The sequence below is a fragment of the Gammaproteobacteria bacterium genome, assembly GCA_015709615.1.
GTDB lineage: Bacteria > Pseudomonadota > Gammaproteobacteria > Burkholderiales > Nitrosomonadaceae > Nitrosomonas.
Map to the genome: position 1 here is coordinate 222,537 of CP054179.1, position 15,055 is coordinate 237,591.

General features: G+C 47.6%; 14 protein-coding genes. 4 read left to right on the top strand and 10 right to left on the bottom strand.

What is annotated here, in order from left to right:
- Window positions 1-48: 48 nt before the first annotated feature.
- Window positions 49-1,656, top strand: a complete 1,608-nt coding sequence (locus HRU77_01165) for a hypothetical protein (GenBank protein ID QOJ19424.1) — start codon at window positions 49-51, stop codon at window positions 1,654-1,656.
- Here the strand turns inward: HRU77_01165 and HRU77_01170 are convergent.
- The 8 genes from HRU77_01170 to HRU77_01205 all read right to left on the bottom strand — a co-directional run bounded on the left by HRU77_01170 (window position 1,628) and on the right by HRU77_01205 (window position 8,005).
- The gene (locus HRU77_01170; GenBank protein ID QOJ22020.1) at window positions 1,628-2,200 is read right to left on the bottom strand and encodes a transposase family protein; all 573 of its coding nucleotides are present in this window, start codon (window positions 2,198-2,200) and stop codon (window positions 1,628-1,630) included. The genes HRU77_01165 and HRU77_01170 overlap by 29 nt on opposite strands.
- Before the next feature lie 481 nt (window positions 2,201-2,681).
- Window positions 2,682-3,479 (bottom strand): carbonic anhydrase family protein, encoded by a 798-nt coding sequence (locus tag HRU77_01175; protein ID QOJ19425.1) that lies wholly within the window; start codon window positions 3,477-3,479, stop codon window positions 2,682-2,684.
- Window positions 3,480-3,995: 516 nt separating this feature from the next.
- On the bottom strand, window positions 3,996-4,517 hold the full coding sequence (locus HRU77_01180; GenBank protein QOJ19426.1) for a GNAT family N-acetyltransferase: 522 nt from the start codon (window positions 4,515-4,517) through the stop codon (window positions 3,996-3,998).
- A gap of 42 nt (window positions 4,518-4,559) precedes the next feature.
- Window positions 4,560-4,943: a SirB2 family protein gene (locus tag HRU77_01185; GenBank protein QOJ19427.1), complete on the bottom strand. Its 384-nt coding sequence runs from the start codon at window positions 4,941-4,943 to the stop codon at window positions 4,560-4,562.
- A 2-nt stretch (window positions 4,944-4,945) separates the two neighbouring features.
- Window positions 4,946-5,428, bottom strand: a complete 483-nt coding sequence (locus HRU77_01190) for a hypothetical protein (protein QOJ19428.1) — start codon at window positions 5,426-5,428, stop codon at window positions 4,946-4,948.
- 118 nt (window positions 5,429-5,546) lie between these two features.
- On the bottom strand, window positions 5,547-5,906 hold the full coding sequence (locus HRU77_01195) for an STAS/SEC14 domain-containing protein (GenBank protein QOJ19429.1): 360 nt from the start codon (window positions 5,904-5,906) through the stop codon (window positions 5,547-5,549).
- Window positions 5,907-5,991: 85 nt separating this feature from the next.
- Complete coding sequence (locus tag HRU77_01200; protein QOJ22021.1) at window positions 5,992-6,837, bottom strand: DMT family transporter; 846 nt, start codon at window positions 6,835-6,837, stop codon at window positions 5,992-5,994.
- 58 nt (window positions 6,838-6,895) lie between these two features.
- A complete protein-coding gene (locus HRU77_01205; GenBank protein ID QOJ19430.1) occupies window positions 6,896-8,005 on the bottom strand; it encodes an aromatic ring-hydroxylating dioxygenase subunit alpha in 1,110 nt (369 codons plus the stop codon).
- 214 nt (window positions 8,006-8,219) lie between these two features.
- On the opposite strand from HRU77_01205, the gene HRU77_01210 reads away from it, so the two are divergent.
- The 3 genes from HRU77_01210 (at window position 8,220) to HRU77_01220 (ending at window position 13,056) form a co-directional block, all read left to right on the top strand.
- Entirely contained in the window at window positions 8,220-9,644 is a 1,425-nt protein-coding gene (locus tag HRU77_01210) for an adhesin (GenBank protein ID QOJ19431.1), read from the top strand.
- Between the two features lie 94 nt (window positions 9,645-9,738).
- Complete coding sequence (locus tag HRU77_01215; GenBank protein ID QOJ19432.1) at window positions 9,739-11,925, top strand: primosomal protein N'; 2,187 nt, start codon at window positions 9,739-9,741, stop codon at window positions 11,923-11,925.
- 132 nt (window positions 11,926-12,057) lie between these two features.
- A complete protein-coding gene (locus tag HRU77_01220; GenBank protein QOJ19433.1) occupies window positions 12,058-13,056 on the top strand; it encodes a zinc-binding dehydrogenase in 999 nt (332 codons plus the stop codon).
- A gap of 140 nt (window positions 13,057-13,196) precedes the next feature.
- Here the strand turns inward: HRU77_01220 and HRU77_01225 are convergent, their stop codons facing one another.
- Together HRU77_01225 and dnaJ are read right to left on the bottom strand one after the other, a co-directional pair.
- Window positions 13,197-13,667: a hypothetical protein gene (locus tag HRU77_01225; protein QOJ19434.1), complete on the bottom strand. Its 471-nt coding sequence runs from the start codon at window positions 13,665-13,667 to the stop codon at window positions 13,197-13,199.
- Window positions 13,668-13,897: 230 nt separating this feature from the next.
- Complete coding sequence (dnaJ, locus tag HRU77_01230; protein ID QOJ19435.1) at window positions 13,898-15,007, bottom strand: molecular chaperone DnaJ; 1,110 nt, start codon at window positions 15,005-15,007, stop codon at window positions 13,898-13,900.
- Window positions 15,008-15,055 lie beyond the last annotated feature (48 nt).

Consider the following 15,055-nt stretch of genomic DNA (forward strand, 5'->3'; position numbering starts at 1 on the left):
AATGCAGATAAGTTATGCAACGCATGATAACTATTAAGGAGTTAGATCATGAACGAGCAAAACAAATCTGATGAGAAATCACCTCAGGTAACATCAGGACTCACCATAATCGCCGTTATGCTGGGTCTTTTATTTCTCCAGGATACCATCCTCAATCCAACCCGCCCCGGGATGATCAATGCGGATCAGTGGTTTTCCGAAAATATCCGCGCGCGGTTATGGCAGGATCCTTTTGAAGTTGTTAACGAGCACATCGGCAAAAATAAAAAACCGTATCAAGACATAGCTGAGCAGCTCAAGAATATTGCTGAACAACACAGTAAAAGAAAAACTGATAAAGACGTTTCTCCGGAATTCAAAAAACATCCATTTCCCGCAATCCCTGAGAAAGCGATTGAGAATGCCCAGCATCCGATACGCGTTTGTTATCGCGACGGCCTATACCAAAACGGTGAGGAAGCAGCTCACTCCATACAAGAACTGGGGTGTCAAATTGCCAACGCCAATACCGCCGTTTCCAATGAAGATAATAAGTCTGGAGAAGTAATAATTCTTGCGGTCATGGTACCGGGAGGGCCTTATGCGGAGGACAGGGAAATGCGATTACGCAGTCGCTACGCAACAATATCGGCATTATTAGCGCAGGGCTATGTGCCGGAAGATGCCGATCATATCGGATTCATTCATTTCGCTAAATTCTGCAAGAAAACGATCAACAAAACCGGGCAAACTCAGAAAGAAACACCGGATATTTGTAATTTGCCTGCCGTTATGCCGTACGAGTGGTTCGACAATCTAGAAACGACAAAACGTGCAAAAGACCGCCCCGGCAAAGTCTTGGTGCTTTGGCTGGATAACGATGCATTCTATAGAGCAGATAAACCTCTGTATATGATCGATTTATTGAATTCTCTCATTACCACTGCGTATAAAAAAACATCCGAAATAGATAAAAAATCCTCTACTAAATCTGATGCACCTATTCCAGAAATTAATTTTCATATCATTGGACCGTCCAACTCCGACACATTGGAAAAAATCTACCAGGAAGTCAGTCGATTAGACACTGAGATACGAGAGAAGAATCACTACAAACACCTTAGTAACAGCTATCTGTACACTGCTTCCGCAACAGCTACGCAAGATCACTTGATCAAAACTCAAAAATGGAATCCGAGTTACGAAAAAGCAAATTTAGATTGGCTCGACAAGACCATTGTCAGAACAATCAGCACCCAAGATAAAGTAGCCCATACCTTGCTTTGCGAACTGGCGTTGCGTGGCGTGACCCCCTATCGTTTTAAGGGCAAGGAAAACGATATAAAAGATAAATGTAAGCTGACCGATCTGAAATTTGATGAATCCGATAAGCCCAGTCAAATAGCTTTGATCGGCGAAGCGGATACTTACTACGCTTGGATGTTGAGGTACTCCATTTTGGAGAAAATTCAGAAATTTGACGATCCAGCAGACAAGACTGAGAATAACAATGTAAGCTTCTTCAGCTACTTACGTGGCATTGATGGTATAACTTCTCAAAGCACTCTTCCTAACCAAGAAAAAGGAAAGAATCAAGAACACAAAACAAACAATCCAAATGAAAAAGAAGCCAAAACTGTAAGAAATCTCAGGGTTGTTTACAGAGAGGTTGATTGAAATAAGCGTTGAGTATTTCATAAGGGGTAGCATTATTCAAACTCTTATGAGGCTTAACGGTATTGTAGAAGTTAATGAAACGGACAAGTTGAATACGTCGGTCAGCAGTGTCTTTAAAACAGAATTTGTTGTGCCACATGTCCATGAACGTGCGAATCACGCGCTCAGCTTTCCCGTTGGTTTGAGGACGATTGACACGAGTAAACTTCTGACCGATACCGTGTTGCCTGCAAGCTTTGACAAAAGCATGATCGCCAGTTCCTTTAAATTCCGTGCCGTTATCGGAATAAGTGCAATCGATTTGATAAGGACATTGGGCAACAGTAGCGATGAGAAAGCAAGCGGCGCTGTATTGAGTTTTATCGGGGAAGATATCGGCATACAATTCCCTGGAGAAATCATCGATGGCCACAAACAGGTACTCGCGAGGTTTATTGGCAGACTGTCCTTTCAATAATGGAAGCCGCTTGCTATCTAGGTGAACGAGCTCGCCCGGATAAGATTTGTTATAGCGCTTCGCTTCGCGCTTGAGACGTTCCTGGATGGTTTGCTCTACTTTAGCCAAACGTTTGAGGCCATACTGCACATTTTTGTCCGGCCACAAGTTTTGCGGGTTGATGTTCATATTGGTGGCGATGCGCTTTTTAGCCGCGCCATAGTCGCGCAAGAGTTCGACCGTGATGAGCGATTTACCGCTGCCAAGATCGCCGGTCACTGCATAAACAGCAATTTTTGACCTCAGAATAAAGTGTACTGAATGATTTTGTGATTCCAGTCATAGACCCCCATTTGGCTATGACGGCGGATGCGTAAGCGCCCAGGCATGGCGTAGTGTTCGGCGGCAGCATGACGAAGACCGATTCACACCGAACAGCAAAATGAAATCTTGTTGCGCTGGTACTTGCGTTTGATTGTTGGTAAGGTGGTTACCGGCTAGATCGGTTTATAGCTGTTTATGAAACAACGTTAAAAAACCACACTTTAGCTTAAACTGTTTAGCTAAAGTGTGGATTAATTTTGGTTTATTATTTAGTTGAAGAGACAGTCCGCCCATTGACATTCTGTGGCACTCTGGCGTTACCCGCATAAAATCCCTTCAGCTGATCAAGTTGCGCGGCTGATATCGTAATGGGATCGAGCAAAAGATACCAATGTACGCCCTCACTGCAGGGTGGCGTTGTTAACGAACCGGCTAACGCAACATAATCAAATGAATTATGGCCAAGCGGCGGCAGTAATGTTGTCGGATCGATCTGGATGCCGCTGGTATTGCTGTTTTGATCACCTCCTGTGGTTGGCATGTTATTTAAAATAGTCTGAAATGTCGCATTTTCCTCTCCGACTCTGATCGCAACACCCAGCACAATGAGTCTTCCATCTTGCCCGACATGAACAAAATGTAATTCGGCTGGAAACTTCGTTCCGCCGACTGCGTGCTCGCTGGGTTCATGAAAATGGAACTGAACCAGCGGAAACGATTCTTCACCAATTTTTAACTCACCTTTATAATTGGTTGAAGTATTAACCTGAACCGCATGGCCAGTATTAAAAAATACCGGTTTATCCACATCGTACCAAACTTCCAGATCATTCAATTTCCGTTTGTTATCAATTTTTGCCTCAGCAAAATCGATCGGTGATTGATGAGCACCAATACTGCATTCAGCAAACGGATAATTTAGCGGCACAACCGTTTGCGACGTATCCTGAATAGCGCCCCACGTGGCTTGCTCCTCATGCGTCCAGTGCGGAGCAGAAACGGCTGCAGTTGCATAGCATGTCAAAATTGCTGAAACCAGATTCCTCAATACTTTTCTGTTCATGGGTTATCTCCGATTGTCAAATCGTTGTTATTTGATTAGCACGTATGTTTTCTGCAATAGTCCACCATCGACGGTTTTTTATCCTTTTCAGAATCCTCAGTCGTCTGAGAATTTTCTTTTTTAGTCGATGAACTTGATTGTGAAGTTTGTGCCTGTTGTTTCGAATCGGTGGATGATTTTGAATTATCCGACCCGGATTGAGCAAAGCATGAAACGCTTAAACTCATTGCGATAGCCAAAAATATTTTTATCAGCATAATTCCCTCGTTAATATAGAAGTTTGGTTACTTATTCACTGCAGGAGCAATCACGATAACATGGTAATTGTAAAAAAAACGTCAAGAAAAATCGTATTTTCTGTGAAAAAAATGTGAACTAAAACAATTATTAACAGTAATGTTATTATAACTTAGATTAAGAATTATCCTACGCAAAAGGACTATACTGAGATGGAAAAAAAGTGTGTGATGAGAAAATAAATTCGATGACAATTTTTCTGTAATCAAGAGATTAACATCAACAAAGCAAAGCGCTTTTTTCAAGATATTCAATTGTCAATCCGGCAATTTTCGGTACACCGAGATATGAAGGAAAAACCTCTATCCGTCCCGTGCCGCGATACCCTCTGCGCTGATAAAAAGCGATCAATTCAGGTCGCTGCGATATTACGAATAAAACAAATGTTTGTGCCTGCAAGGAGTCACGGGCGAACATTTCGGCCTGTTCGAGCATATAGCTTCCGAATCCTTGTCCTTGCAAACTGGGATGAACTGAGAAAAAACCGATGTATGCCCGATCATTTTCCGCTGCAATGTAAATGCATGCGGCGAGTGCGGAGAGCCGGTTAACGACAAAAAAATGCCCGGCCGGATTCAACATGGCGGCTTCGATTTCCTGCCGGTTGGTTCGATCGCCTTGAATGATCGCGGCTTCCGTTGTCCAACCTATGGACCCGCGATATGTTAAATTGATCAAATCGCTGATTGCTTGCGCCTGATGGATACCGGCTTTTTCAAAGCATAAAGTCGAGAAATCCATTGCTGATGATCAATGATACCGGATGAAGCAACGTGACAGATTTTAGCCGATGCCTAATAACGGGCTTTTAGTGATCGCAACCAATACGATATAGACAAATACACACTGTGCAGCTACCCAAGCAGTGATTTTTACTTGACGGTTTTTACCGAAACGCATCGCCACCATACCGAGACCGATATACACCAACAAACCGGCAACTTTGGCGGTTAGCCAGGAGTTTTGCAGCGGGTTTTGCTGAATGGCTATCGCAAGCAGAATGGCGCTGGTCAGCAAAACGGTGTCGATGACATGCGGCAAAACCTTGACCCAGCGTTGGCGCAAACTATCCGAGTCGCGCATCAACCAGATACCGCGTAGAAAAAACAGTGAATAACTCAAAATCACGCTACTGACATGAATCATTTTCAACAATGCGTAACTCACGTTCAACTCCCGGTGATCAACCAGCCATGGCTTCCCGCTACTGCACCGGCGATGGTTAGCAAACTAAGTATCAGTAAAAATAGGTGTTTACGCTGGATTCTGACAAACGTTTCCGGTGATACACCGGTTTGCGTTGATGTGCCGGCTTGCCGGCGGCTGCGCGGTTCCATGACAAACAGCATCACACTGAACAATAACCAAATCAAAACCATCGTATGCATCCACCAGTATTGCCACTGCATGAACCGCTGCCAGACGTTCAATGCATACACCATATAAAAACCGCTCAAACCGACCAGCAATGTATAAATACGCGCTTGCGCAGCAAAGCGTTGGCGGAAACGGGAAAAAAACGCCATGGCATCTGTAGCTGATTGCATGCGCGCCAAATTCGGCAACAGCACAAAAGTCACCATTGCCACCCCGCCGATCCACAGCACAACACCCAGCACATGCAGCACCCGGGCAAAAACAATATCATCCATTTATTTTTCTGCCTGATTAAAAATTTAGGAGCAATAAAAAACCGATCGCGCATCATATGCGGCGCGCCACGCCGCAACCAATCCGGCCGGTTTTATTATATTTTTGTAAATCGGCGGATTACCGGGACGGTTCGCCCTCCGAGGCCCATTTTTCCGCGTCTTCATAATCGTGAAATACCGTTACATTGGCGTTGATGAACAAATTGGAAACCCACGCCCCCCAGGCTTGCCATTCATCGTCGGTAACAACCGCCACCCGATTGAATTCGCTGCCATGATCGCGCATGAATTTGATTTCCTCCCATGCCACATCAACGGTGTAATCCAGCATATCGCGCCAATCGAACAAAAGATTCGCCACACCGCCAAAATGAGACTGATAAAGCACTTGCTGCTCGAATTCATTATAATCAGCAAGCGTGAATTCGCCGATAATCGCGACAATAATGAGATTGTCTTTCTTTTGAATCGTAATCATGGTTTCACCTCAAATGATAACAAGCCCATCATAGGGAATTAAGCAGAACGGTGCAAATTTTGCCGCTTCTCAGCAGATTACAAAGTTACTTTTGCGCAACAGCGGGTGCCAGCTTGATACCTAAAATACCGCTCAGCAATCCGCCCAGAACGATCAATCCCATGCCGGACCAAGCGATAGGAGACAATAACTCATTCCACAACACAATGCCCCACAAACTGGCAAACAATACCGTGCTATAACCCAGCGACGTCACAACCAGTGTAGCGCCTTTGTGATAGGCGCGCGTCATCGCAAGCTGCGCCAAAGTCGCCGTTATGCCAGTACCGAGCAGCAATAACAAACCATGCCAGGTTATTGGACTAAATGTCGTGAATAGTAACCACAAACCGGTAGCCAGCGTACTGATCAGCGTAAAGTAAAACACCACGTGCCACTCCGATTCACCGAGATTACCCAATTGTTTAACATTGATGTATGCAATCGCGGCGAAAAAGCCGGAAGCAATCCCCAATAAACCTGCCATCCAATGATCCTCCGGCAGTGTCGGCCGTAACAGCAAAATGACGCCGACGAAACCGACAAGAATCGCGCAAATTAACGGCCAATGTATATTCTCTTTGAGAATTAACGTGGAAAGCAGAGCGACAAAAAGCGGCCAGGTGTAATTCAACGAAATCGCGGCAGCCAAAGGTAATTCCGTCAAGCAATAAAAAAACATCAACAGACTGACCAAACCGCTGATGCCGCGCCAGCAATGAACTCGCCAATGTGCTGTTGCTACCGGAAGCCCATAATAGCGGATGATCAGGTAAGTCATCCAGACTCCGAACAACGAGCGATAAAATACCAATTCCGTACTGGAAAAATAAACAGCGCCAAACTTAACCAGGACACCCATGCAAGCAAACATAAAAGCCGCTACCAGCATCCACAATGAACGCACTTATCTGTTTCCTAGAAAATCAGAATTACGGAGACGCGCGATGTTACCGGGTATACGGACCTATTTCGCGCTGCAGGAATTGATGGAAGTGCTTCATGCCCTCTTCCATCGGCATTTGGTACGGTCCGGTCTCATTCAAACCCTGCTCATAGAGAGCCCGTCGTCCCGCGGTCATTAAGCGGCAAATCTCATCATCTTCGAGCGCAGTTTCTTTATATGCCGCCTGTTCGGCTTCAACAAAATCGCGTTCAAATAATGCGATTTCCTCCGGATAATAGAATTCAACCACATTCGTGCAGCTCTCAACACCGGTCGGCAGTATCGTACTGATGATGAGGGTGTGCGGATACCATTCCAGCATGACATTGGGATAATAGAGCAACCAGATCGCACCATGCGGCGGCATCTCGCCATTGGTTTGCTGCAGCACTTGCTCGTGCCATTTGGCATACACCGAGGTACCGGGCTTTTGCAAGCGCGCGCTATCGATCGCAACCGTCTGCACGCTATACCAATCACCGAGTTGCCAGTCGAGCTTTTTAGTGTCGACGAAATGGCTCAAACCGGGATGAAATGGATCAACGTGATAATCTTCCAGATACACCTCGATGAAAGTTTTCCAGTTGCAGTGATAGTGATCGATTTGCACGCGCTCGAACTGGTAGCCGGAGAAATTGAAATCATGCAGCACGTTCAGATTGGCCATGTCGTTGGCAACATCGCGTTCACCACTAAACAGTAAACCATTCCAGTTTTGCAGGGCCGTTTTGCTCAGATTCAAACAGGGATTCTGGTCGAAATGCGGCGCACCCAGTAACTTGCCATTCAACGCATACGTCCAGCGATGAATTGGACATACGATACTTTTGGTGTTGTTTCTGCCTGACAGTAAAAGCGCTTGACGATGACGACAGACATTGGACAGCAATTCGATGCCTTGTTCGTTACGCATCAGCACCTTGGCATTATTCATCCATTCCGGTACATAATAGTCACCCACATTCGGCACCATCACTTCATGCCCCACGTAGCCGGGTCCGTGATCAAACAAAATACGCTTCTCAACTTCAAGAATTTTGGGATCCAAGTACCAGTTGACGGGAAGCTGTGTCGACATCTCCGCCAGTTGTGAAATCTCAGCCATGTTAGACATATAAAACTTTATATCTCCCAAAGAAAAAATTAGCGGCGAAAATACACGAAAAGACAAAAATTTAAAACCTATTTAAGCAAGTCGGGAACGAAAAAACGAATGCTTGGCTATAATAGCAATCTTGATAGTAAAATATCAGCCACCCTTGATATCTTACGCAAACAAAAAAGTAAATTGTACAAGATTGAATTATTAATCAAAAAGAGAGCCCTTAATGAAATCTAAACAGCCGTTAGGAAAAAATTCATGGATATCCATATTATCCACAGTATTTGTTGTCGGTCTAGCCGCCTGCGACAGCAGCAGTGAAAAAGCATCCGAAACCTCATCCGCTTCATCCGCTTCGTCAGCAGCAGCCACTGCTAAAAGAAACACACCGACAGGCCCGGCTACCGGCATTTTAGTCGATTCTCCCGTTTCCGGCGTAGCATTTGCGGCAACTTCCGGAAAATCAGGCACCACTGACGAGAAAGGCAATTTTAATTTCAATCATGGTGACAAAATTGAATTTAAATTGGGCAGTTTGACACTGGGCAATATTCAGGGTTCACAAATTGTGACACCGATTGAATTGGCCGGTGACAACAACAATAAACTGCAAAATCTGCTGGTCTTACTGCAATCATTGGATTCCGACAGCGACCTTTCCAACGGTATCGCGATTTCGCGTGAAACCGCCGCGGCTGTTAAAGGATCGATTAATTTGGATAGCAATCCGGAATCATTTGCCGAATCTGCCGGTTTAAAAGACATCATGTCTGCCAGCGGCATCCAAGGTGAAATCAGAACACTCGAAGAAGCCCGCAATCACTTCCTGTCACAAGGCGTTGCATTGCTTAGCGCACAAGTCTGGGTCAGTTACACCAATCAAACTGCCAGCGTACTGCGGGTAGCCGCCGACAGCAGCGGAGAGTACTTGCAAGGCGATGCAAGACCGGATGATTCTTGCGACGAGAACCGGGTCTGCGGCGGAAAAACCGTCTTTCAGGCCGGTGTTGAATACGGCGTTGCCAAAGCAACCGACTTCGATAACCGAGGCTTCAAGCTGGTCAGTACACCCAGCGTCGATACCAATCTAAAAGCCGGTTTCTCCAATCCCGGCCCTACTCGACGCGTGCGCACCGATGGCTTTGAATTGATCAATTCCGACATTGTTACCGTGCAAAGGGCGCGTGAACAAGGCAGCGTATTCGGCGAACTTTTCCATATCGCCAAACCCATTCAGTTGAGCGATGAAAACGAAGTCGCCGAAAAAGAAGTGAAAGAATCGCGTTATTCAAAAATCGATAACGATGCCAACGGTATTACCGGCGCATGGGCCTATGACAATGAAGCGATCAAAACACAAACTTTGGTTTTCTTCCCCAACGGTAAATTTATGATGATCGATCCGACCGGTGCCACGCAACGTGAAGATCAAGCAAAATGTGCAAAGCCCGGGATTGAATTCGCTTCCTACGCCTATGACAAAGGCAGCAGCAAGTTGAATTTATCGAGCTATACCTACAATACCAACGGTTGTGCCGGTTTCTCCGATGTCGAGGGCGGTATTGGTTTTTCCATTAATTCTGACGGTAGTACCGCCAAATTGGACAAACCCGGTGAACAATCCGTCACCCTTTACCGCATTTCAAAATAATCTCCTCGACTCATGATCTTCCAAGCGGTCCGCCGGATTATTTGAAATTCCGGTGAGCCGCGTGGATTGATTCTTTCTCTCTCTCTCAGCGCTTATGCCGGTCATCCGCGTCGCGCTCAGTGTTCCGGTCGATACGCTATTTGACTATCAGGCTGACGATGCCAATGAACATGATATCGGTGCGCGCGCATGCGTACCGTTTGGGAAAAAGAAATTAACCGGTGTCATCGTCGCTGTTGGCGCTGAAACGCAGATTGCCGCGGAAAAGCTTAAACCGGTTCATTGCATTTTCAGAGAAATAAAACCGCTACCGGTCGCGTTGCTGAATTTATTTCATTTCTGCAGCCAGTATTATCATCATCCGCTAGGCATGGTGATCATGAACGGTCTACCCGTCAAATTGCGCAACAACAAGGCGGTCAGTTTAAAAAGAAATCCGCATGATGATCGTTATGTCCTGACGGCGGCAGGAACCAGTATTGATTTATCCAGCATTCCGGCACGCAGCCGCGTGGCACGAAACTTATTGAACGCGTTTCAGCACACCGCTGCGTTGACCGCCTCGCAAGTAAAGCAAATTTCACCGCGCGCGAATAAATTGCTACCGGAATGGATCCGACTCGGATGGATAACGGCGCAGCCCATTTCCACTGCACGAGTTACCGGCACCGCAAAAATCCCCACATTGACTTCCGAACAAGCGGTCGCCGTCGATGCGATTACCTCCAGCAACTGGCAATTTGATACCTGGCTGCTGCACGGCGTAACCGGCAGCGGCAAAACCGAGGTTTATCTCAGAATCATTGAGCCGATGCTGACACAAGACAAACAGACGCTGGTGTTAATCCCTGAAATCAGTTTGACACCACAACTGGAAGCGGTTTTCCGCAACCGCTTTCCCGCCATTCCTGTGGTGAGTCTGCATAGCGGACTCAACGACACCGAACGCTTAATCGGTTGGCTTCAGGCTCAACGCGGCGAGGCCAAAATCATATTAGGCACGCGTTTGGCTGTTTTTACACCCTTACCCGGCCTTGGGTTAATCATCGTCGATGAGGAACAGGACAGCTCATTCAAGCAACAGGACGGCTTGCGCTATTCCGCACGCGATTTGGCGATTTTCCGCGGCAAGCAAGCCAACATCCCGGTGGTGTTAGGTTCCGCCACGCCGTCGCTGGAAAGCTATCACCATGCGCTCACCGGCCGTTACCGGCATGTGCGCCTGCTAAGCCGTGCGGTGCAAAATGCCGCCCTGCCCTCGATCCGCTGCATCGATACGCGCATCAACAAAACTCAGGATGGTTTATCGCAACCGCTACTGCAAGCATTGGATCAATGCTTGCAAGAAAAGCATCAGAGCCTCATTTTTCTTAACCGGCGCGGTTATGCACCGGTGTTACTATGTAAATCCTGCGGCTGGAGCGCTGCTTGTCAGCGTTGCTCCAGCCGCCTGGTCGTGCATTTGCGCGATAAAAAATTGAGCTGCCACCATTGCGGTCATCAAGTACAGTTCCCACGTGCTTGTCCGCAGTGCGGTAATCAAGATATCACACCGTTCGGCCAAGGCACGCAACGTGTCGAAGAAACATTGGCTGCGCATTTTCCATCCGCGCGGATTTTGCGCATCGATCGCGACAGCACGCGCCGTAAACATGCATGGCAGGAAATTTTGCACGCCATCCAAACGCAGCAAGTCGACATTCTGATCGGCACACAACTACTCGCCAAGGGGCATGATTTTCCTAATCTCGCCTTGGTCGGTATTCTGAACGCCGACAATGCGCTCTACAGCACCGATTTCCGCGCCAGCGAGCGGTTGTTTGCACAGCTAATGCAAGTCGCCGGGCGCGCTGGGCGTGCGAATGTCGCCGGGCATGTGCTGATTCAAACCGAATTTCCCGAGCACCCGCTATACCAGTCGTTACGGCAGCACGATTACGATGCGCTGGCGCAAACTCTGCTGGCGGAAAGAAAAATTGCCGGATTTCCACCGTATGTCTATCAAGCATTGCTGCGAGCGGAAGCACACGATATCCGGATTGTCCTGGATTTTCTCAACCAGGCAAAGCAACTTGCCCAATCGCTTGGAACCATCGAATTATTCGATCCAGTTCCAGCACACATGGTGCGATTAAAAGGTCTGGAGCGCGGTCATGTGCTGGTGCAATCCGCATCTCGCAAGCACTTGCAAATTTTCCTGACCGGTTGGTATGCTAAGCTTATAACATTACCCGGCCAAAAGGTCCGTTGGGTGCTGGATATCGACCCGCTTGAGTTTTGATCTGCATCATCACCGGTGCACAGTAAAATGAGGGTTATATCCCATGCACCGGCAAAATATCGCGTGCAAATATACCGCATGCACCGGTAAAATCTTAGCCCTTACATCACTAAAAAGATCAAGAGCGAACGAATGAAAGCGGTCTATTTCGGTACGGGAGGGGCAGCCGATGTGCTGCAGTATGGCGATATCGAGTTACCCGGTAAGTGCGGTGAGAATCAACTGCTGATTCATCTCAAGGCCGCCGGTATCAATCCAATCGATTGTAAAATCCGCTCAGCGCCGGAGCGTTTTCCGGTCACTTTTCCGGTAATTCCCGGTTGCGACGGCGCCGGGATTGTAATTGCCACCGGTTCTCAGGTAAAAAGTTTTAGCCCTGGCGATGAAGTTTATTTCTCACAGCCCGGCTTTAATAACCGGCAAGGCACCTACGCCGAATATGTTTTGGTCGATGCCGGATTGGCCGCGCTCAAACCGCGCACGTTATCGTTTGAACAAGCTGCCGCCGCGCCGCTGGTTTTTATCACTGCGTGGGAAGCCTTGCACGACCGGGCGCGCATGACCAGCGGTCAAACGGTATTGATTCATGCCGGTGCCGGTGGTGTCGGTTACGCCGCGATTCAATTGGCGAAGCTGGCCGGCGCGCAAGTGATTACAACAGTCAGCAATGAAGAAAAAGCGTATTTAGTCCGGCAATTGGGCGCCGATCAAATCATCGACTACCGCACGCAGGATGTGGTTGTTGAGGTGATGCGCTGGACAGCCGGTAAGGGGGTGGATATCGCATTCGATACCGTGGGTCCCGAAGTATTGCAAACTTGCTTTCGCTGTGTAAAACCCTACGGCGATGTCGTCACCATATTGCAACCGTCACCGGATACGGATTGGAGCGAGGCACGTAAACGCAATGTGCGTTTTAGTCTGGAATTAATGTTGTCGCCCATTCTGATGGAATTGGCGGAAGCGAAGCTTCATCAGGGCAAAATATTACAGCAATGCGCTCAGTTGTTTGATGAAAACAAATTGACAGTAAAAATCGCGCGTAGCTTTGCACTTCCAGATGCAGCAGCAGCGCAGCAATTTCTTGAGCAAACTCACCCTGCAGGTAAGCTTGTCCTGACGATGGGATAACATTTAATCTGATTTCCAATACCGCCCATACAACCGGCGGTATTGGACCTCAACACAACAACAAAAAACACACACCTCGGAAGATACTGACTACAACCTGCTACAACACCGTGCTGATCATTCAGCAGCGCTGATTTCTTTTAGAACAATCCCAGGTATAACCAGCGATGACTGAAATCATCATTGGTTTTTGCATTGACATCACCGCCGTTTCCGGAATAATCCAGTTGAATTTGGGGAAAATCGCAGAGATTAAGTGCGCGTGCGGTGCTACGCAAAGTAAAACTGTAACTATTCACATCATGTTGAACGGCACTGCGACTTTTACTGCTAACGAGCGCTTCACTTGCATCGGTGCCATTCTTCAGGCAGCTGACCACTTCTTCGCTCACGCTAATATCGTTGGAAACAGCAGTCACTCGGAGTGTGTTCATGATGCTTTCATCAACGATATCAAAATACACACCGTGCAAATTCTCCATGCTACCACCCACTTGCTTGACTTTAAACAACAGGGAACCGTTCGCCGTTTCTTCGATGGTCACCCATGCCATTGGTTTGGTTTGTTGTTGTGCTGCTACGCCGTTAACTAGAAATGATATTGTTGCCATGATCGTCTCCTTAATTAATCCTGTCATGACCACCCTGATTCGGTAGTCGCTGTTGTTGTGAACACAGGAGTAACTATAGACCGGTAAAGCAGTCGAATTGTGAAGACAATGCAAACTCTTTGTTAAATATCAGTCAAAATTAACGAAACGGGTAGCCACGGCAGGCATAAATATCAGGTATCCTCATGATTAATCATTCAATTCATAGAGTCCTATTGATCGATGAATTGTTATTCGGAGAAAAATTCACGCGCCTTATCCATCCACGATTTTGCTCGAGGACTATGCCGTGAACCGTCTTTCAGGCTGATAGCCTCCAATTCCTCCAGCAATTCTTTCTGGCGTGCTGTCAGTTTGACCGGAGTCTCCACCACGACATGGCAAAGCAAGTCGCCTTTGTCGTGGCTGCGCACACCCTTGATGCCTTTGCTGCGCAACCGGAAGATCTTGCCGGTTTGTGTTTCAGACGGCACTTTGATTTTGGCGTGTCCCTCGAGCGTCGGTACCTCGATTTCACCGCCCAGTGCTGCCACGGTAAAGCTGATCGGGATTTCACAATGTAAATTATCACCGTCACGGCGGAAAACCGAGTGCGCGGATAAATGAATCACAACGTATAAGTCGCCCGGCGGACCGCCGTTCAACCCGGCCTCGCCTTCGCCGGCTATACGGATCCGATCGCCGTCGTCCACCCCTTCCGGAATTTTTACATTGAGTGTTTTGTGCTGTTTGACACGCCCTACTCCATGGCAACTTGCACAAGGATGCGCAATGATTTTGCCGTTGCCCTGGCATTTCGGGCAGGTTTGCTGGATAGAGAAAAATCCCTGTTGCATCCTGACTTGACCGTGGCCGTTGCACGTTGGGCAGGTTTTTGCTGACGTACCCGGTTTGGAACCGCTGCCGTTACAGGTGTCGCATTTTTCCATGGTCGGAATGCGGATTTTTGTTTCGGTTCCATGCGCCGCCTGTTCCAGGGAAATTTCCAGGTTGTAGCGTAAATCGGAGCCGCGGTGCACATTGGAGCGCCCGCCGCGCCCGCCGAAAATATCGCCGAAGATATCGCTAAACGCCTCACTGAAACCATGCGCGCCGCCCCCTCCTCCCGCGCTGGCATCCACCCCGGCATGACCGAATTGGTCGTAAGCCGCACGCTTATTCGCATCCGTCAATACTTCATAAGCTTCCTTGGCTTCCTTGAACATCTCTTCCGATTTCACATCGCCGGCATTCCGGTCGGGATGATACTTCATCGCCAGTTTCCGATATGCTTTTTTGATGGCCGCTTCGTCGGCATCGCGGCTGACGCCGAGTACATGATAATAATCTCGCTTACTCATATTGACTTCCTGCTCGCGTGATAATGATCACCGCTTTAATGGTTAATT

What these genes read in the sequence shown, in the direction of transcription:
- HRU77_01165 (QOJ19424.1), top strand. Translation starts at nt 49, where the DNA reads ATGAACGAGCAAAACAAATCTGATGAGAAATCACCTCAGGTAACATCA.
- HRU77_01175 (QOJ19425.1), bottom strand. Translation starts at nt 3,479, where the DNA reads ATGAACAGAAAAGTATTGAGGAATCTGGTTTCAGCAATTTTGACATGC.
- HRU77_01180 (QOJ19426.1), bottom strand. Translation starts at nt 4,517, where the DNA reads ATGGATTTCTCGACTTTATGCTTTGAAAAAGCCGGTATCCATCAGGCG.
- HRU77_01190 (QOJ19428.1), bottom strand. Translation starts at nt 5,428, where the DNA reads ATGGATGATATTGTTTTTGCCCGGGTGCTGCATGTGCTGGGTGTTGTG.
- HRU77_01195 (QOJ19429.1), bottom strand. Translation starts at nt 5,906, where the DNA reads ATGATTACGATTCAAAAGAAAGACAATCTCATTATTGTCGCGATTATC.
- HRU77_01200 (QOJ22021.1), bottom strand. Translation starts at nt 6,837, where the DNA reads ATGCTGGTAGCGGCTTTTATGTTTGCTTGCATGGGTGTCCTGGTTAAG.
- HRU77_01205 (QOJ19430.1), bottom strand. Translation starts at nt 8,005, where the DNA reads ATGTCTAACATGGCTGAGATTTCACAACTGGCGGAGATGTCGACACAG.
- HRU77_01210 (QOJ19431.1), top strand. Translation starts at nt 8,220, where the DNA reads ATGAAATCTAAACAGCCGTTAGGAAAAAATTCATGGATATCCATATTA.
- HRU77_01215 (QOJ19432.1), top strand. Translation starts at nt 9,739, where the DNA reads ATGCCGGTCATCCGCGTCGCGCTCAGTGTTCCGGTCGATACGCTATTT.
- HRU77_01220 (QOJ19433.1), top strand. Translation starts at nt 12,058, where the DNA reads ATGAAAGCGGTCTATTTCGGTACGGGAGGGGCAGCCGATGTGCTGCAG.
- HRU77_01225 (QOJ19434.1), bottom strand. Translation starts at nt 13,667, where the DNA reads ATGGCAACAATATCATTTCTAGTTAACGGCGTAGCAGCACAACAACAA.
- dnaJ (QOJ19435.1), bottom strand. Translation starts at nt 15,007, where the DNA reads ATGAGTAAGCGAGATTATTATCATGTACTCGGCGTCAGCCGCGATGCC.